General features: G+C 59.5%; 21 protein-coding genes. 5 read left to right on the plus strand and 16 right to left on the minus strand.

What is annotated here, in order from left to right; genetic code table 11:
• Positions 1 to 43: 43 nt before the first annotated feature.
• From BLO50_RS13215 to gcl, 6 genes are all read right to left on the minus strand, one after another.
• Positions 44 to 997, minus strand: a complete 954-nt coding sequence (locus BLO50_RS13215) for an urea transporter (protein WP_090253546.1) — start codon at positions 995 to 997, stop codon at positions 44 to 46.
• A gap of 141 nt (positions 998 to 1,138) precedes the next feature.
• Complete coding sequence (gene pyk, locus BLO50_RS13220; RefSeq protein WP_090253548.1) at positions 1,139 to 2,554, minus strand: pyruvate kinase; 1,416 nt, start codon at positions 2,552 to 2,554, stop codon at positions 1,139 to 1,141.
• Entirely contained in the window at positions 2,551 to 3,837 is a 1,287-nt protein-coding gene (locus BLO50_RS13225) for a glycerate kinase type-2 family protein (RefSeq protein WP_090253550.1), read from the minus strand. Before BLO50_RS13225 ends, pyk begins: the two co-directional genes overlap by 4 nt.
• A gap of 190 nt (positions 3,838 to 4,027) precedes the next feature.
• Positions 4,028 to 4,918, minus strand: a complete 891-nt coding sequence (locus BLO50_RS13230) for a 2-hydroxy-3-oxopropionate reductase (protein WP_090253552.1) — start codon at positions 4,916 to 4,918, stop codon at positions 4,028 to 4,030.
• 17 nt (positions 4,919 to 4,935) lie between these two features.
• Positions 4,936 to 5,718, minus strand: coding sequence for a hydroxypyruvate isomerase (gene hyi, locus BLO50_RS13235; RefSeq protein WP_090253554.1), 783 nt, complete (start codon positions 5,716 to 5,718; stop codon positions 4,936 to 4,938).
• Between the two features lie 61 nt (positions 5,719 to 5,779).
• Positions 5,780 to 7,555 (minus strand): glyoxylate carboligase, encoded by a 1,776-nt coding sequence (gene gcl, locus BLO50_RS13240; protein ID WP_090253555.1) that lies wholly within the window; start codon positions 7,553 to 7,555, stop codon positions 5,780 to 5,782.
• A 338-nt stretch (positions 7,556 to 7,893) separates the two neighbouring features.
• On the opposite strand from gcl, the gene BLO50_RS13245 reads away from it, so the two are divergent.
• The gene (locus BLO50_RS13245; RefSeq protein ID WP_090253557.1) at positions 7,894 to 8,334 is read left to right on the plus strand and encodes a GlcG/HbpS family heme-binding protein; all 441 of its coding nucleotides are present in this window, start codon (positions 7,894 to 7,896) and stop codon (positions 8,332 to 8,334) included.
• A gap of 116 nt (positions 8,335 to 8,450) precedes the next feature.
• Here the strand turns inward: BLO50_RS13245 and BLO50_RS13250 are convergent, their stop codons facing one another.
• Complete coding sequence (locus BLO50_RS13250; protein WP_090253559.1) at positions 8,451 to 9,095, minus strand: TetR/AcrR family transcriptional regulator; 645 nt, start codon at positions 9,093 to 9,095, stop codon at positions 8,451 to 8,453.
• Positions 9,096 to 9,318: 223 nt separating this feature from the next.
• Between BLO50_RS13250 and moaA the strand changes: the two genes are divergently transcribed.
• Together moaA and BLO50_RS13260 are read left to right on the plus strand one after the other, a co-directional pair.
• Entirely contained in the window at positions 9,319 to 10,311 is a 993-nt protein-coding gene (gene moaA, locus BLO50_RS13255) for a GTP 3',8-cyclase MoaA (protein ID WP_420875459.1), read from the plus strand.
• Between the two features lie 71 nt (positions 10,312 to 10,382).
• Positions 10,383 to 11,204, plus strand: coding sequence for a substrate-binding periplasmic protein (locus BLO50_RS13260; RefSeq protein WP_090253562.1), 822 nt, complete (start codon positions 10,383 to 10,385; stop codon positions 11,202 to 11,204).
• Positions 11,205 to 11,356: 152 nt separating this feature from the next.
• Here the strand turns inward: BLO50_RS13260 and BLO50_RS13265 are convergent, their stop codons facing one another.
• The 7 genes from BLO50_RS13265 to puuE form a co-directional block, all read right to left on the minus strand.
• Entirely contained in the window at positions 11,357 to 12,229 is an 873-nt protein-coding gene (locus BLO50_RS13265) for an outer membrane protein OmpK (protein WP_090253564.1), read from the minus strand.
• An 82-nt stretch (positions 12,230 to 12,311) separates the two neighbouring features.
• Positions 12,312 to 12,533, minus strand: a complete 222-nt coding sequence (locus BLO50_RS21670; protein ID WP_143003819.1) for a hypothetical protein — start codon at positions 12,531 to 12,533, stop codon at positions 12,312 to 12,314.
• Positions 12,534 to 12,837: 304 nt separating this feature from the next.
• On the minus strand, positions 12,838 to 14,145 hold the full coding sequence (locus BLO50_RS13270; RefSeq protein WP_090254110.1) for a urate hydroxylase PuuD: 1,308 nt from the start codon (positions 14,143 to 14,145) through the stop codon (positions 12,838 to 12,840).
• A 48-nt stretch (positions 14,146 to 14,193) separates the two neighbouring features.
• Positions 14,194 to 14,697, minus strand: coding sequence for an ureidoglycolate lyase (locus BLO50_RS13275; protein WP_090253567.1), 504 nt, complete (start codon positions 14,695 to 14,697; stop codon positions 14,194 to 14,196).
• A gap of 60 nt (positions 14,698 to 14,757) precedes the next feature.
• Positions 14,758 to 15,753 (minus strand): allantoicase, encoded by a 996-nt coding sequence (alc, locus tag BLO50_RS13280; RefSeq protein WP_090253569.1) that lies wholly within the window; start codon positions 15,751 to 15,753, stop codon positions 14,758 to 14,760.
• Between the two features lie 49 nt (positions 15,754 to 15,802).
• On the minus strand, positions 15,803 to 16,318 hold the full coding sequence (gene uraD, locus BLO50_RS13285; protein ID WP_090253571.1) for a 2-oxo-4-hydroxy-4-carboxy-5-ureidoimidazoline decarboxylase: 516 nt from the start codon (positions 16,316 to 16,318) through the stop codon (positions 15,803 to 15,805).
• Positions 16,315 to 17,256: an allantoinase PuuE gene (puuE, locus tag BLO50_RS13290; protein ID WP_090253573.1), complete on the minus strand. Its 942-nt coding sequence runs from the start codon at positions 17,254 to 17,256 to the stop codon at positions 16,315 to 16,317. Before puuE ends, uraD begins: the two co-directional genes overlap by 4 nt.
• A gap of 412 nt (positions 17,257 to 17,668) precedes the next feature.
• On the opposite strand from puuE, the gene uraH reads away from it, so the two are divergent.
• Entirely contained in the window at positions 17,669 to 18,022 is a 354-nt protein-coding gene (uraH, locus tag BLO50_RS13295; RefSeq protein WP_090253575.1) for a hydroxyisourate hydrolase, read from the plus strand.
• Between the two features lie 153 nt (positions 18,023 to 18,175).
• Here the strand turns inward: uraH and BLO50_RS13300 are convergent, their stop codons facing one another.
• Positions 18,176 to 18,802: a LysE family translocator gene (locus BLO50_RS13300; RefSeq protein WP_090253577.1), complete on the minus strand. Its 627-nt coding sequence runs from the start codon at positions 18,800 to 18,802 to the stop codon at positions 18,176 to 18,178.
• Between the two features lie 199 nt (positions 18,803 to 19,001).
• Positions 19,002 to 20,351, minus strand: a complete 1,350-nt coding sequence (locus tag BLO50_RS13305; RefSeq protein WP_420875460.1) for an NCS2 family permease — start codon at positions 20,349 to 20,351, stop codon at positions 19,002 to 19,004.
• A 628-nt stretch (positions 20,352 to 20,979) separates the two neighbouring features.
• Between BLO50_RS13305 and BLO50_RS13310 the strand changes: the two genes are divergently transcribed.
• The gene (locus tag BLO50_RS13310; RefSeq protein ID WP_090253579.1) at positions 20,980 to 21,738 is read left to right on the plus strand and encodes a GntR family transcriptional regulator; all 759 of its coding nucleotides are present in this window, start codon (positions 20,980 to 20,982) and stop codon (positions 21,736 to 21,738) included.
• Positions 21,739 to 21,747: the final 9 nt, after the last annotated feature.

A 21,747-nucleotide genomic window follows, 5' to 3' on the forward strand; every position in this document is an offset into this window, starting at 1 on the left:
CTCCGTTTGCGGTGCTCGCTGATAACGCGAACAGACAGTCAGCCTAGGGAGTTTTATCCCGCTGATGCAAGCCTTTGCCCTTATTAGGCGGCAGTGGTGTGCAGTCGGCCGCAGCTTTGTGCAGCAGACGCTGGGTGGCACTTACCAGCCAGCAGGTGAGGATAAATGGCATGGTCAGGGCTGGCAGACCCAGTGCGCTGAAGCCGGGTTGCAGCACCAGCGCCAGAGCGATGCCAAGGGCCGGTAACCAAGGGCGGCGATGCACCTGGCTGAGGGCGATGGCCGCCAGCGCTGCGTTATAGCCATACAGACCGGTCAGCGCACTGTGCTGGGGTAAGCCCTGATACAGCGCCAGAGCCAGGCCACCAGTGGAGCCGAGCAGCGCCCAGCTGGCCGCGCGGCGATCCGCCAGCAACAGGCCGATTAGCAGAAAAACGCCGGCCAACGGCTGTTCGAGAAAAATCACCTGCCCCAAGCCGCGTGCCATGGCGATCAGACTGGCCCACCAGTCGAGTGGTTGCGCCGGGCTTGCTACGGCCGGCTGCAACTCCAGCTGCAGGACCGGAGCCAGCCACAACAGCAGCCAGCTCAAGCCGACAAAGGGGAAGGTGAAAGCTGGTAGCCACTGACGCTCGCGCATGCGCTGCATCCATGCGGCCAGCAGCAGGCTGGAAGCTCCGGAGCTGACGATGATCAGCAGCGGTAGCAACGCCGACCAGGCAAATTGCAGGCTGATCAGCATGCCCAGCAGAACCCCGTTGTAGCCATACAAACCGAGATCGATATCGGCTTTGGCATAACCACGACGCTGCGCCGTCAGCGTGCTGCTAAGGCAGCCGAGTAGGGCACCGCCGAGCAGCTGCGGCGCGCCGATGGCAATCGCCAACAGCACCAGCAAGCCGCAGCCGGGGTTGGCTTGCAAAAAAATTTGGCTAAAGCCGTTAAGCAGGGCGCGAGAGCCTTGCAAGGCGTGGGGGGCGAGCGGTAATGGCGACATGCAGACGAACCTGAGTAGACGATCACCAGGGGCCATAAAAAGAGGCACCCACCGCGGGAACAGTGGGTGCCTACAAAACTGGCAAAGCCAGCGTGGGAGTTGCGTTTGCGGCGGGTGCTGGCGACCCACCGCAGAACTGGATCAGTGGAGGATTTCGATACGCAGGCTGTTGGTGCTGCCCGGTTGGCCGAACGGCTCGCCGGCGGTAATCACCACGGTATCGCCGGTTTTCGCCAGCCCGGCTGAGCGGGCGGTTTCCAGGGCAGTGCGGGTGACTTCCTCAACCTTGTGCAGGCGCTCGTTGACCACCGAGTAGACGCCCCAGGCCACGCTCAGACGTCGCGCGGTGTCCAGGCTCGGCGTCAGGCTGAGGATCGGCGCTTTCGGCCGCTCGCGCGAGGCGCGCAGGCTGGAGTTGCCCGACTCGGTGTAGTTGACCAGAACGGCCACCGGCAGGATGGTGCTGATGCGGCGGATCGCGCAGCTGATCGCATCCGAGGCGGTGGCTTCGGCCTGCGGGCGGCTGACGTCGAGCTGGGCCTGGAAGTCCGGGCCGTTTTCCACCTGGCGGATGATCTTGCTCATCATCTGCACAGCTTCCAGCGGGTAGTCGCCGGAGGCGGTTTCCGCTGACAGCATCACCGCATCGGCACCTTCGGCCACGGCGTTGGCCACGTCGGTGACCTCGGCGCGGGTCGGCGCAGGGGAGAAACGCATGGATTCGAGCATCTGTGTGGCCACCACCACCGGCTTACCGAGCTGGCGGCAGGTGCGGATGATGTCCCGCTGGATGCGCGGCACGTTCTCGGCCGGCACTTCCACGCCGAGGTCGCCACGGGCGACCATGATCGCGTCGCACAGCTGGGTGATCGCTTCCAGGTGAATCACCGCAGACGGCTTCTCGATCTTGGCCATCAGGAAGGCGCGATCACCGATCAGCTGACGGGCTTCGACAATGTCTTCCGGGCGCTGCACAAACGACAGCGCGACCCAATCCACACCCAGCTCCAGGCCGAAGCTCAGGTCGCGGCGGTCCTTCTCGGTCAGCGGGCTCAGTTGCAGCACGGCTTCCGGCACGTTGACGCCCTTGCGGTCGGACAGCTCACCACCGGCGATCACTTCGGTGATCACCGCATCGCTGTGCTTGGCGGTGACCTGCAGGCGCAGGCGGCCATCGTCGAGCAGCAGGCTCATGCCCGGCTGCAGCGCTTCGATGATTTCCGGGTGGGGCAGGTTGACCCGATTGACGTCGCCAGGGGTGCTGTCGAGGTCCAGGCGCAGGGTCTGACCGCGTTGCAGGTTGACCTTGCCCTCGGCAAAACGGCCGACGCGCAACTTCGGCCCTTGCAGGTCCATGAGGATGCCGATCGGGGTGTTCAGCTGCTGCTCGACTTCACGCACCCAGTCGAAGCGCTGGGCGTGGTCGGCGTGTTCGCCGTGGCTGAAGTTGAGGCGGAACAGGTTGACCCCGGCCTCCACCAGCTGGCGGATGTCGTCGATGGTTTTGATCGCTGGGCCAAGGGTGGCGAGGATTTTTACTTTCTTGTCGGCGTTCATTTGGCAGGGTTCTCAAGGATCAGAATGGCGCGAAAATCGTTGACGTTGGTACGCGTCGGCCCGGTGACGATCAGTTGATCGAGGGCGGCGAAGTAGCCGTAGCCGTTGTTGTTATCCAGCTCATCGCTGCTGCTCAGGCCCAGGGCGTGGGCGCGGGCGTAGCTGTCGGGGGTCATAAGGGCCCCGGCGTTGTCTTCCGAGCCGTCGATGCCGTCGGTGTCACCGGCCAGAGCGTATACCCCGGGCAGGCCCTTGAGGCTGTCGGTGAGACTCAGTAGGAATTCGGCGTTGCGCCCGCCACGGCCATTGCCGCGCACGGTCACGGTGGTTTCACCGCCGGAGAGAATCACGCAGGGTGCCTTGATCGGCTGACCATGCAGACGCACCTGTTTGGCGATACCGGCGTGCACCTTGGCAACTTCCCGTGATTCGCCTTCCAGGTCACCGAGGATCAGCGTCGGCAAGCCGGTTGCGCGCGCCTTAGCGGCGGCAGCGTCGAGGGATTGCTGTGGGCGGGCAATCAGCTGGAAGTGGCTGCGGGCCAGGCACGGATCGCCCGGTTTGACGGTTTCAGAGGCCGGGTTCTGCAGCCAGGCGCGTACGTTGGCCGGGATCTCGATGCTATAGCGGGCAAGGATCGCCAGCGCTTCAGCCGAGGTGGTTGGGTCGGCCACGGTTGGGCCGGAGGCGATCACTGTGGCTTCATCGCCCGGTACATCGGATATCGCATAGGTATAGACGCTGGCCGGCCAGCTGGCTTTGGCCAGGCGACCGCCCTTGATCGCGGAAAGGTGCTTGCGCACGCAGTTCATTTCGCCAATCGACGCGCCGGACTTCAGCAGGGCTTTGTTGACCGCTTGTTTGTCTTTCAGGCTGATGCCCTCGGCGGGCAGGGCGAGCAGGGACGAGCCGCCGCCGGACAGCAGAAAGATCACCCGGTCGGACTCGCTCAGGTTGCTGACCAGTTCCAGCACGCGACGTGCCACGCGCTCACCGGCGTCGTCCGGCACCGGATGGGCCGCTTCGACCACTTCGATTTTTTTGCAGTTGGCGCCGTGCTCGTAACGGGTAACCACCAGGCCGGAGACTTCGCCTTGCCATTCCTGCTCAATCACTTCGGCCATGGCCGCGGCGGCTTTGCCGGCGCCTATGACGATGACGCGACCGCTACGATCTTCCGGCAGGTAATCAGCCAGAACCTGGCGCGGGTGGGCGGCGTCGATGGCGCTGGCGAACAGCTCGCGCAGCAGGGACGTTGGATTGAAAGACGGATCGATGGACATGGCGATCTCTCTTGATAGGGCCGGAGCCACTTTTTATTACTGAAGCACGTTCGATTCTAGTGCGCAGCGCCCTGGACCAAGACGCTGCGCAATAGAATCGACCCACCCGGCAGGCAGGCCGTGACACCGCCTGCCGGACAGATCGAAAGGGTTGTTTCAGGGCGGCTGACCCCGCCCTGAAACCTGTTACTTACTCACCACGGATGTTGAAGTTGGCCATATGTTCCAGGCCTTTGATCAACGCCGAGTGGTCCCAGTTGCTGCCACCGATGGCCGCACAGGTGCTGAACACTTGCTGGGCGTTGGCGGTGTTGGGCAGATTAAGGCCCAGCTCGCGCGCGCCAGCCAGGGCCAGGTTGAGGTCCTTCTGGTGCAGGCTGATACGGAAGCCTGGGTCGAAGGTGCCCTTGATCATGCGCTCGCCGTGCACTTCAAGGATCTTCGAACCGGCGAAACCGCCCATCAGCGCTTCACGCACCTTGGCTGGATCGGCGCCGTTCTTCGCGGCGAACAGCAGGGCTTCGGCTACTGCCTGGATATTCAGAGCGACGATGATCTGGTTGGCGACCTTGGCGGTCTGACCGTCACCGTTACCGCCAACGCGGGTGATGTTCTTGCCCATGGCCTGGAACAGCGGCAGGGCGCGTTCGAAGGCATTCGGGCAACCGCCGATCATGATCGACAGGGTGGCCGCCTTGGCACCCACTTCACCGCCGGATACCGGCGCGTCGAGGTAGGCAGCACCAGTGGCTTTGATCTTCTCGGAGAAGACCTTGGTGGCGGTCGGGGAGATCGAACTCATGTCGATCACTACTTTGCCAGCGCCCACGCCTGCGGCAACGCCGTCTTCGCGGAACAGTACGTCTTCAACCTGCGGGGTGTCCGGCACCATGATGATGATGAATTCGGCTTCCTGCGCCACTTCGCGCGGGTTGGCCAAACCGATGCCGTTGTCGCCCAGCAGGTCGGCCGGAGCCTTGTCGAAGTGCTCGGAGAAGAACAGGGTGTGCCCGGCTTTTTGCAGGTTCTGCGCCATAGGCTTGCCCATGATGCCGGTGCCGATAAATCCGATTTTTGCCATGAGAAATATCCTCTGATTCAGATTGCGTTGTGCGCTTTCATCCAGCCGAGGCCGGCAGCGGTGGTGGTGGCCGGCTTGTATTCACAGCCGATCCAGCCCTGGTAACCGATACGGTCCAGGTGCTCGAAGAGGAAGCGGTAGTTGATCTCGCCCGTGCCCGGCTCGTTGCGGCCCGGGTTGTCGGCCAACTGCACATGGTTGATCACAGACAGGTTGGCCTCGACGGTACGCGCCAGGTCACCTTCCATAATTTGCATGTGGTAGATGTCGTATTGCAGGTACAGGTTGGGGCTTGCGACCTTGTCGCGAATGGCCAGCGCCTGCTGGGTGGTGTTCAGGTAGAAGCCCGGGATGTCGCGGGTGTTGATCATTTCCATGACCAGCTTGATGCCCGCGGCTTCGAGCTTGCCGGCGGCAAACTTGAGGTTGTCGACAAAGGTCTGCTCGACGGTGGCGCAATCCAGACCCTGCGGACGGATACCGGCCAGGCAGTTGATCTGCTTGTTGCCCAGCACCTTGGCGTAGGCGATGGCCTGGTCGACACCGGCGCGGAACTCTTCAACGCGGTCAGGGTGGCAAGCGATACCGCGCTCGCCCTTGGCCCAATCACCGGCGGGTAGGTTGAACAGCACCTGCTCCAGACGGTTAGCATCCAGGCGCGCTTTGATCACTTCAGACGGAAAATCATAGGGAAACAGGTATTCGACACCGCTGAAGCCTGCGGCTGCGGCAGCGTCGAAACGGTCCAGAAAGTCCACTTCGGTGAACAGCATGGACAGGTTGGCAGCAAAACGGGGCATGTGGTGCTCCTTGTCTTGCGCAGCCCGGATTATGCGTCCGGGCTGCTGGTTCAAAAGCGATTTAGTCGAGCAGTGAGATGGCAGTCGGGGCGTCGACGCCGCGTTCAGCCAGTTCTTCGAACTCGTTTACGGCGTTGATTTCGGTACCCATGGAGATGTTGGTGACACGCTCCAGGATAATTTCCACCACCACCGGTACGCGGTGCTCAGCCATCAGGCGCTTGGCTTCGGCGAAGGCGTTCTGCAGCTCGTTCGGGTCGAACACGCGGATGGCCTTACAGCCCAGGCCTTCAACCACGGCAACATGGTCAACGCCGTAACCGTTGATTTCCGGCGCGTTGATGTTCTCGAACGCCAGCTGTACGCAGTAGTCGATCTCAAAGCCGCGCTGCGCCTGACGGATCAGACCCAGGTAGGAGTTGTTCACCAGCACGTGGATGTACGGCAGGTTGAACTGCGCGCCCACCGCCAGCTCTTCGATCATGAACTGGAAGTCGTAGTCGCCAGACAGCGCCACAACCTTGCGGCTCGGGTCGGCCTTGACCACACCCAGCGCTGCCGGAATGGTCCAGCCCAGCGGGCCGGCCTGGCCACAGTTGATCCAGTGACGCGGCTTGTAAACGTGAAGGAACTGCGCGCCGGCGATCTGCGACAGGCCAATGGTGGTGACGTAGCAGGTGTCCTTGCCGAACGCTTCGTTCATCTCTTCGTACACGCGCTGCGGCTTGGCCGGCACGTTGTCGAAGTGGGTCTTGCGCTGCAGGGTGCGCTTACGCTCGCGGCAGCTGTCCAGCCAGGCGCTGCGATCTTTCAGCTTGCCAGCGGCTTTCCACTCGCGAGCCACTTCTAGGAACGCGTCTAGCGCCGAACCAGCATCGGAAACGATGCCAAGGTCCGGGTTGAATACACGGCCAATCTGCGTCGGTTCGATATCGACGTGGATGAATTTGCGGCCTTCGGTGTAAACATCAACCGAACCGGTGTGGCGGTTGGCCCAGCGGTTACCGATACCGAACACCAGGTCGGAAGCCAGCAGGGTGGCGTTGCCGTAACGGTGTGAGGTCTGCAGACCGACCATGCCGACCATCAGTTTGTGGTCATCCGGAATCACGCCCCAGCCCATTAGCGTCGGTACAACCGGTACGCCGGTCAGCTCGGCGAATTCCACCAGCTTGTCGGCGGCGTCGGCATTGAAGATACCGCCACCGGCAACCAGCAACGGACGCTCGGCATCGTTAAGCATGGCGATGGCTTTTTCTGCCTGCACGCGGTTGGTGGCCGGTTTGGCCAGCGGCAGCGGCTCGTAGGCGTCGATGTCGAATTCGATCTCGGCCATCTGCACATCAAACGGCAGGTCGATCAGCACCGGGCCTGGACGGCCGCTGCGCATTTCATAGAAGGCTTTCTGGAAGGCGCGCGGCACTTGGCCAGGCTCCATTACCGTGGTCGCCCACTTGGTCACCGGCTTGACGATGCTGGTGATGTCGACGGCCTGGAAGTCTTCCTTGTGCATGCGGGCACGCGGCGCCTGGCCGGTGATGCACAGAATCGGGATGGAGTCAGCGGATGCCGAGTACAGTCCGGTCACCATGTCGGTGCCAGCTGGGCCGGAGGTGCCGATGCACACGCCGATATTGCCGGCATTGGTGCGGGTGTAACCCTCAGCCATGTGCGAGGCACCTTCGACGTGGCGAGCCAGGACGTGGTCGATACCGCCAACTTTCTTCAGTGCAGCGTACAGGGGGTTGATGGCGGCGCCGGGGATGCCGAACGCAGTGTCAACGCCTTCGCGGCGCATCACCAGTACGGCGGCCTCGATTGCTCTCATTTTGGCCATTGTCTTGTGCCTCGTTTGTTATCAGATTGTATACAAAACAGCTGACTTGGATTCTATTCATGGCCTGACCTTCCGGTCAACACGTTTTATTGTCGAGGCGCTGTCTGGTAAAAAATCTTTTAAAACAACCGTTTTAGCTGGGGTGCTTGATCTGCTGCGGAAAATAGCTCTGATAACTGTATACAAGTGCAGCTTGTATTGTATTCGACTATTGAGTTTTTTGTTTCTAGTGGGATAGTGATGTTGAGCTTTGGATTGCCCGGCCGCTGTCAATCGCCCTGCAGGCGGCGCAGCGCCAGGTGTTTCGTAGGATTTATCAGCATCGAGGAAGACCCAGCATGAGTACGTTGAATCTGCAAATCGCCACCACCATCAGTAACCGCGCCCTGGCGGTCGGCCGGGAAATTTCCGCCGCGCCGCTGACTGTTGCCGTGTTGGATGCCGGCGGGCATCTGATCAGCCTGCAGCGCGAAGACGGCGCCAGCCTGCTACGCCCGCAAATTGCCATCGGCAAGGCCTGGGGCGCGCTGGCTCTGGGCAAGGGCTCGCGCCTGATCGCCGCCGACGCTCAGCAGCGTCCAGCTTTTATCGGTGCAGTTAACAACCTGGCAGACGGTCAACTGGTGCCGGCACCGGGTGGTGTGCTGATCCGTGATGAGCGCGGCGAGGTGATCGGCGCAGTGGGTATCACCGGTGATTCCTCGGATATCGATGAGCAGTGCGCGGTGAGCGCGGTGGAATCGGTCGGGCTGAAGCCGGATGCGGGTATCGCCGCCTGATGATGTGCGGCTTTCGCCGCAACTAGAGTCGCAATAAAAAAACGGTGAATGCTTTACGGCATTCACCGTTTTTATTTATGGCTGCCTTAAGCCAAGGGCAGGGCGGATAAACGGGCTTAGGCGTTGGTGACCTGCTCGGAGGGGCTGGGCTGGGTTTCGTCGATTTCGCAGCCCTTGATCACCAGGCGGATGATGGTCTGCGCGGCGGCTTCGTAGTCGGCCTCATCCAGGCTGGCTTTGCCGGTGACGGTGGAAATCTGCCAGTCGAAGTCAGCGTAGGTCTGAGTTGCGGCCCAGATGCTGAACAGCAGGTGGTGCGGGTCAACCTGGGCCATCAGGTCCTGGTCGATCCAGCCCTGGATGCAGGAAATATTGTGCTTGGCCTGGGCATTCAGTTGCGCGGTCTGGTCGGCGGACAGATGCGGCGCGCCGTGCATGATTTCGCTGGCGAATACCTTGGAGGCAAACGGCAGTTCGCGGGAGATACGGATTTTCGAGCGGATATAAGCGCGCAGTACGTCGGCCGGTTTGCCTGGCTGATTGAACGGCGAAGAGGCTTCCAGCAATGGTTCGATAATGCTTTCCAGCACTTCGCGGTAGAGGTTTTCTTTCGACTTGAAGTAGTAGTAGACGTTGGGCTTGGGCACCCCGGCCTTGGCGGCGATGTCGCTGGTTTTGCTGGCAGCGAAGCCTTTGTCGGCGAACTCCTCACTGGCTGCGCGTAAAATCAGCTCTCTGTTACGCTCGCGAATACTGGTCATAAGCCTCTTTGCTTCTGTCGAACGCCCGTCGCTGGGCAGCGCCGGGATGGTAGCACCGGCTTTGAGCGGCGCTCAAGGCTTGTGGCCTGGGCTCCGGCGGGCTATCTGACTTGCAAGTCAGGTTGTTGTATACAAAATTTAATATTTCTGTTTTTATCTCCCTGCATGCATGCATGCATTCATAACAAAAAGTCTCGGCTCGTTGAGCTCCAGGAGACACGTAGTGAACAATCAATTGGTTGACCCCTTCGGTCGGCGCATCACCTATCTACGGTTATCGGTCACCGATCGCTGTGATTTCCGCTGCACCTATTGCATGAGTGAGGACATGGTGTTCGCCCCGCGCGAGCAGATTCTCACCCTCGAAGAACTCTACGCAGTGGCGGACGCTTTTATCGGCCTCGGGGTCAAACGCATCCGCATCACCGGTGGCGAGCCGCTGGTACGCAAGAACCTAATCAGCCTGCTGACCCGCCTGGGCCAGCGCGCCGAGCTGGAAGACCTGGCCATCACCACCAATGGCTCACAGCTGGCTGACCTGGCGCCGCAGTTACACGCAGCCGGGGTCAAGCGCCTGAACGTCAGCCTGGATTCGTTGCAGCGCGAGCGTTTTGCTGCCTTTACCCGACGCGACAAGCTCGATCAGGTGCTGGACGGCATCGAGGTGGCGCGCGCGGCGGGTTTTCGCAAGATCAAACTCAATGCCGTGGTGCAGAAAGGCCGCAACGATGACGAAGTGCTCGACCTGGTCGAGTTCGCCATGGCGCGGGGCCTGGACATCAGCTTTATCGAAGAAATGCCGCTGGGCAGTATTTCCAGCCATCAGCGCGAGCAGACCTTCTGCTCCAGTGACGAGGTGCGTGAGCGCATCGAGCAGCGTTATGCCCTGGTGCGTAGCAGCAAGTTGACCGGCGGGCCGTCGCGCTACTGGCAGGTGGTCGGCAGCGACACCCAGGTTGGTTTTATCTCACCGCACAGCCACAACTTCTGCGGCGACTGCAACCGCGTGCGGGTCACCGCCGAGGGCAAGTTGGTGCTCTGTCTGGGTCATGAAAATGCCCTGGACCTGAAAGGCCTGATGCGTGCCCACCCCGGCGACAGCCAGCGCCTGAGTGAAGCCTTGATGCAAGCCTTGCAACTGAAACCCGAACGTCACCACTTCGAGAGCGATGCCCAGGTGCAGGTTATTCGCTTTATGAGCATGACCGGCGGCTAGCCCCTAGCCGCGTCCTCACCGCCTTGGGCGGTTCCATTCGTTCCACTCTCACAATCAACAGGAGGTTTGCTGTGAAGCCCTCGCACGTCTGCAGTTTGTTCGCCGTTGTTTGTTCCAGCGCGGTCAGCGCTGAAAGCTATGTGATCGGTGTAGAGAAACTGGCCTTTGCGCCGCACTACAGCATCGATGCGCAAGGCCAGTACCAGGGCTTTGCCCGTGAGCTGTTCGACCTGTTCGCGCAGACCAGCGGAGTGGAGCTGAGTTACAAGGTGCTGCCTGTTGAGCAGCTGTTGCCTGCGCTACTTAGCGGTCAGGTGGATTTCAAATACCCCGACAGCGAAACCTGGGCGCAGGAGCAGAAGGCCGGCAAGGCCCTGAGCTACAGCCAGGGCGTGGTCGAGTATGTCGATGGTGTGCTGGTGGCGCCGCAGCGCCATGGCCAACCCATCGAGCAGATCAAGCGCCTGGCCATCGTCAACGGCTGGACGCCACGGGGCTATCAGGAACGTATCGATGCCGGGCAGATTGAGCTGACTTACAGCGATGATCTACGCCAGATGATTCGCCAGGCGCTGAAGAAGGACACCGATGGCGCCTATTTCAACGTGGTGGTGGCCACCCATTATCTGGACAACATCCGCGCGCGTCCGGGCGCGCTGATATTCGATGCGCAGTTGCCGCACAGCCGTGGCAGCTTCAAGCTGTCCACGCTCAAGCATGCGACGTTTATGCAGCGTTTTGACCGATTCTTGAGCGAGCAGCAGCCTGCAATTGTCGCGCTGAAAAGTAAGTACAAGGTCGAGGCTAATCTGGAGGCCGACCGCATCGGCCTGGAGCAGTGGAAGCTGGATTTTATCGAGCGCAAAAAGCTCAAGGACGCGCAATCGCAGTAATGCGCTGAGCTAAAAAAAGCCGCTCCAAGTGAGCGGTTTTTTCTGCGTGTAACAAGAGCGAATAGGCGCAACAAAAAGGGGATGGCATCGTTGCCATCCCCTTTTTGTTGCGGGTTGCCGCCTACCCGGCGATCCGCATCCAGCACATGGGCTTAGAAGTGGTACTTCACCAGCGCTTGTACTGCGGTCTGATCGAAGCCATCGGTGGAACCGTCGATTGGCTTGATGCCGTACTTGTTGTGCCACATGTTCAGTTCTGTGCCGACATACAGTTTGCGACCTTCACCGAACAGCGCCTTGCCCGCATCCCATTTGATCTGGATTGAGGAGCCGACTGATGTCTGGGTGCCGGCATCCTTGGATGGCGCGCGCCAGTCGATGTAGCCGTCGACCACAAAGTCCTGTTCGCCAATGGCAAACGGATAAGCCCCGTTCACAGTCAGCTGGTAGGTGTGGCCGTTGCCCTTGTCCGATGCCTTGAAGTCATGATCGAAGAAGATGTGGTTATTGACCTTCACCGCATACAGGTTGGCGTTCAGGTAGGCGAAGCCTGGAGCGTTCCAGGCGGTGCCGATGCCGTACAGGTAGTTCTCGGTGCCAGGGCCGCCGTTGCCCTTTTCATAGGTAAAGGCTGCGTATACATCCTTCAGCGGGCCTGCGGACAGGTCCTGGCCGGTCAGCCAGCTGAGGCTGACGCGTGGCGAGAATTCCATGTAATAGAAGCTGTTCTTCTCATCGACATCCAGGTTGCCGAAGGTGCTGCCACGGGCCTGGTTGTTGTCGGCGTCGATGTAGTCGAGGAAGAAGAAGGTATCGCCCCAGGTCCAGCCACTGGCGTTTTCCAGGGTGAAGGTGGTTTGCGAGCGCTGTTCTTCACCGTTGTTGTTCAGGCGCTGGAAGTTGCTGCCATAGAGGTAGGAGAGGCTGGTGTCTTGCCAGAGGAAGGCACCCTCGGCGAAGGCGTGCTGGCCGGTAAACAGACCGGCTGAGAGAGCGATGCAATGGGGCAGGTGCTTCAGTTTCATCACGTTTTCCTTATTGTGGACTTACAGGGTTTCTCAGCCCCGTGGCGAACCGCAGGGTCGAACAGGCAAATAGGGAGACGTCTCAACTGGGCCGCTGGGGCGTGTTGAACTCATGCAGGGCGTTGAACAGCGAATTGGGCAGATCGGCCTGGGTTGGCTTTGGCAGCGTGGCTTTCGGGATAAGTTTGATTGCGGCCAGGCGGATAGCGCTGAGCCGTATCCGTGCGCTAATTACCAATGGGGCGATCCGCTTGTGGCTGACCGTAGACGGAGCTGGGGTGCGTGGATTGTGAGGGGTTGTCATGTCTGAGCCTGCCAGTTGTTCTTATATGGTCATGGGCTTACATGAGGCTTCACGGGCCTCTGTCCTGAATGCGACATAAAGTTGTCCACATAGTCAGGTTGATTGACTATAGCAATTTGTTTACATCGTTAAAAACAATTTATTTAAATATTGTGCACAAAAATTCACCGCCAGTCAGATTGCTGAACGTCACGGCAAAACGTGCGTAGGACGTGTGGTAGGGCGTATTGGCGCGGGGAGGGGTGTGCGGCTGTTGGCCGAAAGACAAATGCCGCACCCTGAGCGGGTGCGGCATTCGCGTGGATCAGTTGAGCTGTGCGCCCTGGTCGATCCATGAGCCGATCAAGTCGCGCTCTTCCTGGGTCATCTGGGTGATGTTGCCCAGCGGCATGATCTGTGAGGCCACGCTTTGCGCATGAATCTTTGCGGCTTGCGCTTTGATCTGCTCAGGGGTGTCGAGCATGAAGCCGGCCGGTGGCGCGCTGAACATTGGGCTGCTCGGCGTGGCCGAGTGACAGACGCTGCAGCGTTCCTGAATCACGCTGCTGACCTTGGCAAACTCGACAGCTGCTACAGCCGGTGCGGCGGCTGCTGGCTCAGCGGGTGTGCTGGCGGGTTCAGCTGCCTTGGCTACATCCGGATTACCGCTCACGGCAGTGGCCGGAATTTTTGCGTAGGTAATAGCGGCTGCTTTAGGCGCTTCGGTGCTGGCGGCTTTCATACTCGGTCCCGTGACGAACGCCAGGCAGATCATGCCCAGTGCGGCGGCAGGCAGGGTCCAGATGTACTTGCTGCTGTCATGGCGAGTGTTGAAGTAGTGGCGCACTAGTACTGCCAGCATCGCGATGCCCGCCAGAATCAGCCAGTTGTATTGGCTGCCGTAGGTGCTCGGGAAGTGGTTGCTGATCATGATGAACAGCACCGGCAGGGTGAAGTAGTTGTTGTGGCGCGAACGCAGCAGACCTTTGGCCGGCAGAGTCGGGTCCGGCGTGGTGTTGTCTTCGATGGCCTTAACCAGCGCGCGCTGGGCCGGCATGATGGTGAAGAACACGTTGCCGACCATGATGGTGCCGATGATCGCGCCGACATGGATATAGGCAGCGCGGCCGCTGAATATCTGGCTGAAGCCATAGGCGGCAGCGATGATCAGCACGAACAGCACGGCGCCAAGCAGGGCCGGGCGCTTGCCCAGCGGCGAATCGCAGAGGAAGTGATACGCCACATAGCCCGCCACCATCGAACCGAAGCCGATGGCAATGGCCATTTCCGGGGCCAGATCAACGCCGGGTTTAACCAAGTACAGGCTTGGGTTTAGGTAGTACACCACCAGCATCAGGGCCACGCCCGACAGCCAGGTGAAATAAGCTTCCCATTTGAACCAGTGCAGGTTCTCCGGCATTTTCGGCGGAGCCAGTTTGTACTTTTCCAGGTGGTAGATACCGCCACCGTGAATCGCCCAGAGGTCACCAGACAGGCCTTCGCGTGGGTTGCTACGGTTGAGGTTGTTTTCCAGCCAGACGAAATAGAAGGATGCGCCGATCCAGGCGATGCCGGTGATCATATGGATCCAGCGGATACCCAGGTTCAGCCACTCAGTCAAATGCGCTTCCACAATCAGTACCTCTTTCCCGCAGGCCGACACGCCGGCTGCAGGCTTCTCTTATTGGTGGGGGGCGAGGAGCAGTTGCTCGTCGTCGGTAAAGAAATGCTCATCGCAGTTGTTGCCAGAACCACTGCGATCAACCACCAGGAAGTCATCCCGCTTTTCGATCGTCAGCACCGGGTGGTGCCAAACGCCGCGATGGTAATTAATGCCCTGCCTGCCGTTGCTGCGGAAGGCGCGGACCAACTCTGATTCAGGTGCATCGCCAAGTGGCGCGACCACGATCAGAAAGGGGTTGCCGAGCAGCGGAATAAACGCCTGACTGCCCTGCGGATGACGCTCCAGCATGCGAATGGTCAGCGGCATCTCTAGCGCCTCGGCACTGAAGATGCTGATGATCGCCTTATCCTCTGGCTGTGCGGTCTCGACCGTGGCCAGTTTGTGATAGCGGCGAGTGGAGCCATTGTTGATCATGAAGTACTCGCTGCCCTCGGTTTCGATAACGTCACCAAAGGGTGCGAAGGCTTCTTTGCTCAGCGGCTCGATGATCAATGTGCGCATGTTGGTCTTCTTGTTCGTTCGTTTATGCCCCTCTCCCAATGGGAGAGGGGTTTCATTGGCTTACTTGGCGACTTTGCCGAACAGGCGCAGGCGGCTGATACCACCGTCCGGGAACACGTTCACCCGTACGTGGGTGATCGGGCCCAGCGCTTTGATCTGCTCGCTGAACTCGTGCTCGGCGTGCATCTGCAGTTTCTGGCTTGGTAGCAGCTCGCGCCAGAACAGGCTCTGGGTCTCGATCTGGCTGTCGGTGCCGCCTTTGACGAAGGCCGCCTGGATCGAGCAGCTGTCCGGGTAGTTGCCTTTGAAGTGCAGGGTGTCGACGACGATGCGCTCTATCTCGCCGGGATGACCGAGTGCGACAATCACCCAGTCGTTACCTGGGGTACGGCGACGTGCAGTTTCCCAACCATCGCCCATGTTGATGCCACGGCCTGGGTTGAGGATGTTGCTCATGCGGCCGAAGTGTTCGTCCGAGCAGGCCAGGGCGCGACCGCCATTCAGTGCGGCTGCCAGGTCAATCTGCTCGTTGTCGCCGACATTGCTCCACTCACGGAACGGTACGCCGTAGACGCGCAGACGGGCGACGCCGCCGTCCGGATAGATGTTGAAGCGCAGGTGGGTGAAGGCCTGTGCATTGGCAATTTCATGGTAGTGGTGGCTGTTGCCTTGCAGCTCTACTGCGGCCAGCACTTCAGTCCACACGGTGGCGTCGGTCGGGTCACCTTCAGCGACAAAGCAGCCTTCCAGGGACGCCGATGGCGGGAAGTTACCGGTGAAGAAGCTGGTGTCGATGTCCACACCCTTGATCGAGCCCGGTACGCCCAGGCGGATTACCGCGCTGTCGTAACCTTCGAAGCGCTTGCGACGCGACTCCCAGCCATCCATCCACTTGCCGTTGTCATCGAACACGCCCTCCTTCCATACGGCCGGGGTCGGCTGGAACAGACGGTTAACGTCGGCGAACCAGTCGTCGGTGACCGAGATGGCCTTGGTGCCCAGGCGTGCGTCGGCGAGGTTGACGTATTTCTCAAAGGGTACGGCGTAAGCTTTCATGAAATGTCTGCCTTAGTGATGGCGTTGGGGAGGGCGGAGGGCTTGCGGCCTAGAGCTGCTGCAAGCGGAACAGCGCGATCTTGTTGATCTCGGCCAGGGCGCAGGCGAATTCTTGCTCCGGGGAGTTATGAATCCGCTCCTCGAAGGCCGCCAGGATCTGGTGCCGATTGCTGCCTTTCACCGCCATGATGAAGGGGAAGCCGAACTTGGCCTTGTAGGCATCATTCAGTTCGGTAAAGCGGGCGAACTCTTCTGCGGTGCATTCATGAATGCCCGCACCAGCCTGCTCCGACGTCGAAGAGGCGGTTAACTCACCACGAACGGCTGCCTTGCCGGCCAGGTCCGGGTGAGCATTGATCAGCGCCAGCTGTGCAGCATGGCTGGCACTGAGCAACAGGTCGGCCATGCGCTGATGCAGGCCGTTGATTTCATTGATGCTGTCGTCCTGGCCCAGGTCAAAAGCCTTTTCGGCGACCCAGGGCGAGTGCTCGTAGACATCTGCGAAGACTTTGACGAAGTCTTCACGGCTTAAACGGGACGGGGTCAGGGTTTGAAAACGGCTCATTTCGAGCTCTCCTTGGATGGCTCTTGCAGCGGATGGGTCGCGTGCCAGTGTTTGGCGATGTCGACGCGGCGGGCGCACCAGACTTTTTCGTGGCTCTGCACGTATTCAAGGAAGCGCGCCAGTGACGCCAGACGCGCCGGACGGCCGAGCAGGCGGCAGTGCATGCCGATCGAGAGCATCTTCGGTGCGCCGGCCACGCCTTCGGCGTAAAGCACATCAAAAGCGTCTTTCAGGTATTCGAAGAAGTCATCGCCCTTGTTGAAGCCCTGCACCTGAGTGAAACGCATGTCGTTGGTGTCCAGCGTGTAAGGGATCACCAGGTGCGGCTTGGCTGCGGTGCTGGCCGGATCCCAGTAGGGCAGGTCGTCGTCGTAGGTGTCGCTGTCATACAGAAAGCCACCTTCTTCACGGACCAGACGGCGGGTGTTTGGGCCGAGGCGGCCGGTGTACCAGCCCACCGGGCGTTCGCCGGTCAGTTCGGTGAGGATGCGGATGGCTTCAAGCATATGCTCGCGCTCTTCGGCTTCGCTCATGTTCTGGTAGTCGATCCAGCGGTAACCGTGGCTGCAGATCTCGTGGCCTGCGGCGACCATCGCCTTGATCGCATCTGGATGACGCTGCGCAGCCATGGCCACGGCAAAGATGGTCAGCGGGATGTTGTGTTTCTGGAACAGGTTGAGCAGACGCCAGACGCCGGCACGGCTGCCATACTCGTAGAGCGATTCCATGCACAGGTTGCGCTGGCCTTGCAGCGGCTGCGCGGAAACCATCTCGGAGAGAAATGCCTCGGATTCCTTGTCGCCGTGCAGGATGTTGCGCTCGCCGCCTTCCTCGTAATTAAGAACAAACGACAGGGCGATGCGCGCATCATTGGGCCAGTGCGGATGGGGCGGGTTGTTGGCGTAACCGATCAGGTCGCGTGGGTAGTCAGCGCTCACTGCAGTCTTCCTTCTTGCTGTTTGTGGCGGTCATTGGCAGGCATGAATGCGTTGCACGACCGTGATGGACTAATTGTATACAAAATGCTTTGCATCTTGTAAATCTAAAATTCACTTATTTTGCGAAATTTTGCCTTAATGCTGAATCTGTCCAGTGCGTCAGCTGTTGCTGTGCAAAAGCAGTGCTCGCAAGCACTTATGGCTGATTTACTGCCCGATTACGGTGCGCTACGCAGGCTAAATGATCGATGTATTGTGTACAGTTTGTTATAAAACTGTCTTATTTTTGAGTTTCAATATGCTATGCTTCACCTCAGTCGAGGCTGCTTAGCCTGATAAATCTGCCGAATTCAATAAAAGTAGAGGAGGTGCGGCGTCTACGTAGGCTTATCTGCGCAGGTGCCCATAAGCGATGGGACGATTGACCACACACGTACTGGATGCCGCCCATGGTTGCCCAGGCAGCGAATTGAAGATTGAGTTGTATCGCGTTGAAGGGGCTCAGATGGAGCTGCTCAATAGCGTTGTCACCAACCACGACGGGCGCTGTGATGCGCCGGTGCTGCAGGGTGACGATTACCGCAGTGGCGTTTACCAGCTGCATTTCCATGCCGGCGATTACTACCGCGCTCGCGGCGTCAAATTGCCTGAACAGGCCTTTCTCGATGTTGTGGTGCTGCGCTTCGGCATCGATGCCGGGCAGGAGCATTACCACGTGCCGCTGCTGATTTCCCCTTACAGCTACTCCACCTACCGCGGTAGCTGAACCGAATGCTTGTCACCCTCTGACTCAATTTAAGAGTCCCTAGCCCGTACACACTGCGGGCTTTTTTTTGCCTACGATTTGAGGTGCTGATCGGGGCCGAGTGTTTGAGCTGCACGAAACCCAAACAATGGGCTTCGCGCGCTCAGCAATAACCTAGCGGCTAAGCAGTGAGGCAGCTCCAGCTCCGCCAAACAAGGCCGCACTGATGCGATTGAACCATACCTGGCCCTTGCCCGAACGCAGGTAGCGCGCGGCGCCTTGGGCGCTGAGGCCGTAGAACAGCTTGCAGGCCAGGTCCAGCACCGCCCAGGTGGCAATCATCACCAGCAACTGGCCAAGCATGGGGCGCTCGGCGCTGATGAACTGCGGCAGAAAGGCGGCAAAGAACAGGATGTCCTTGGGGTTACTGGCGCCCAGGCCGAAGGCCTTCCAGAACATGGCGCGAAAGCTCGGGTTGACCGGCTGTTCCTCGGCCGTCACCGGCTTGGCGGCTTTGCGCGATTCCTGCCAGCTTTGCCAGGCGAGGTAGAACAGGTACAGCGCGCCGACAATCTTCAGCAAGCTGAACAGCTGTTCCGAGGCCAGCAGCAGTGCGCCAAGGCCAAGGGCTGAAGCGCTCAACAGGCAGATCGAGGCTGACACCCCACCAATAAAGGCCGGTGCCGAGCGGCGCAGGCCATAGTTCAGGCTGTTGCTGACCATCAACAGTGATAGCGGCCCGGGGATCAGAATCACCACCAGTGCAGCACTTGCGAATAACAGCCAGGTTTCCAGACTCATTAGTGATTCTCCAGATGCGCAAAAGCCCCGACGCCATGTCAGGGCTTAGGTTTTGCTTGGTTCATGTTCCTTTGTTTTGAAAACGTAGCGAGCGATGACTAGGCAAGGCGAAGTCAGGCGAAAAAGCGGAGTGTACGACTGTACATGAGCATTTTGAGCCTGACTTCAACGCTGCATAGTCGAGCGCAGTAGTTTTCAATTACAGGAAGGCGAACTTGGCGATAAAAATGATGCACAGAACGTACAAACTCAGCGATACCTTGTCGCGCTGACCGGTCAGCAGTTTCAGTGTCGCGTAGGTCAGGAAGCCCAGGGCAATACCGTTGGCGATGGAGAAGGTCAGCGGCATCATGACCACGGTGACGATCGCCGGGATGGTGTCGGTGTGATCTTTCCAGTCGATATGCGCCATGCCGCTCATCATCAGCATCGCTACATAAATCAGCGCGCCAGCGGTGGCGTAGGCGGGGATCATCCCAGCCAGCGGGGCAAAGAACATCGCGCCGAGAAACAGCACACCAACGGTAATAGCTGTCAGACCGGTACGGCCACCGGCAGCAACACCTGCAGCACTTTCCACATAGCTGGTTACCGGCGGGCAACCGACCATGGCACCAACCACGCTGGAGGTACTGTCGGCCTTGAGGGCCTTGGCTAGGTTCTGGATCTTACCGTCTTCATCCACTAGGTTGGCACGGTGGGCAACGCCCATCAGGGTACCGGCCGTGTCGAACATGTTCACGAAGAGGAAGGCCAGAATCACGCTGACCATGGCAATGTTGAAGGCCCCAGCGATGTCCATCGCCATAAAGGTCGGTGCCAGGCTTGGCGGCATGGAAACCAGACCGTTGTATTCAACCAGGCCCACAGCCCAGCCGATGGCAGTCACGCCGAGCATGCTGAACAGGATGGCGCCGAACACATTGCGATGGCTGAGCACGGCAATCAGCAGGAAGCACACGGCCGCCAGGATTGCACTCGGTTCACCGAACGAGCCCATGGTCAGCAGCGTGGCTGGGCTGTCGACCACGATGCCTGCGGTTTTCAAACCGATCAGCCCGAGGAACAAGCCCACTCCCGCACCCATTGCAAAGCGTAGGCTCATGGGGATGCTGTTAAGCAGCCACTCGCGGATCTTCGACAGGCTCATGATCATAAAGAGCACGCCGGAGATAAACACTGCGCCGAGGGCGATCTGCCAGCTATAGCCCATTTCGCCGACAACGGTATAGGTGAAGAAGGCATTCAGACCCATGCCAGGTGCCAGGCCGACTGGCCAGTTAGCGTAAAGACCCATCAGGAAACAGCCGATGGCCGCGCCGATGCAGGTGGCGACAAACGCGGCGCCATGATCGACGCCAGCCGTGGCCATGATGTTGGGGTTAACGAAGATGATGTAAGCCATGGTGACGAAAGTCGTCAGGCCCGCCAGCAGCTCGGTTTTGATTGTGGTGCGGTGTTCGGTCAGCTTGAAGAAGCGGTCAAGCAGACCGGGTTTGATCAGCTCTTGCATCTGCGTCGCCTGTTGTTCTTGTTTAGCGCTTTCCACAGGGGTACTCCTCATCTCTTGTTGTGTGCCACCCAGAGCCTGTGCTGCGCACTGCTCGACTCTTGAGGTAGGTGGTGTTTTTTTGCCTTGCTGGCGTGCTTAGCTGACCTTTCGGTCAAGAAATAACGCTGAGGCCGATTATGATGTTGTATACAAAAAAAGCAAATAATGTTTCTTGTTAAAAGCTGCTATGTACTCGGCTTTTTTACCTATGCAGTACCTGTCCTGTTACTGATGTGTTCCGGAGCATTTGTTTCGCCGATCTGACGAGGTGTTTACACCCCTCATGATCAGTGGGGCTTCGGCAATAATCGTGGGCATCGCGGTGTTGCCGCCGTAACTCACCAGGGCAGTTGCTAAGCAGATTCGCGAACAAGAAAAATGCTGCATATAAGAAATGAATCTGCCGACTGCGCGTTCTTAGGCAGAGAAGTGCGAACAGAAAGCGCATGAAAATGCACCTTTGCGCGAGGGTTATGCCTTGGTGCGGTGTACGTACTGGTTACATTGTGTACAATGCAAAGGCTTTTTATTTGTGACTTTTCACTGGTTTGCCGCTTGCCAGAGGGTAGGTAGCACACAGTAGAGTTGCATCAGCAACCGCCGAACCTTGATCACGCGAGCCACAATGAACGAACAATTGCAGCCCCTTAAGAAGCAGACGCGCGAAGGCAAAAGCACTCGCAGCGGGACTCAGGACGATGTCGTTTACGCCCATATCTTCGATGCCATTCTTGAGCAGCGTCTGGCTCCTGGCACCAAGCTTAGTGAAGAGGCGCTCGGTGAAATCTTCGGCGTCAGCCGCACCATCATCCGTCGCGCCTTATCGCGCCTGGCCCACGAAGGCGTGGTGCTGTTGCGGCCTAACCGTGGCGCGGTAGTGGCCAGCCCGGGCGCGGAAGAAGCGCGGCAGATTTTCTATGTACGCCGTATGATCGAGCGGGCGATTACCGAACTGGCCTGCAAGAACGCCAAGCCGGAACAGATTGCCGCGCTGCGCCAGATGGTGATCGATGAGCGCGACTGTTTCGCTCGTGGTGATCGCGGCATGGGCATTCGCCTGTCGGGTGAGTTCCACCTGAAACTCGCCGAAGCCGCCGGCAACCTGACCTTGCTGGGCTTTCTGCGCAGCCTGATTTCGCAGACCTCGCTGATCATCGCCCTGTACGAAAGCAATAGCCGTACGCACTGCTCGGATGCCGAACACGACCAGGTGATCGACGCTATCGAGGCCGGCAATGTTGAAGTGGCGGTGGACCTGATGATGCGCCACATGGACAGCGTCGACGCCAAGCTCAACCTGGATGGCGAAACCGCCTCCGATGACCTGCACGCGGTGTTCTCGCACCTGCTGCCAGGCAGCAAGAAGAAAGCCGCGAGCCGCTGATTGGCGCAA

It is taken from the genome of Pseudomonas peli (genome assembly GCF_900099645.1).
In the GTDB taxonomy this organism is placed as follows: Bacteria; Pseudomonadota; Gammaproteobacteria; order Pseudomonadales; family Pseudomonadaceae; genus Aquipseudomonas; species Aquipseudomonas peli.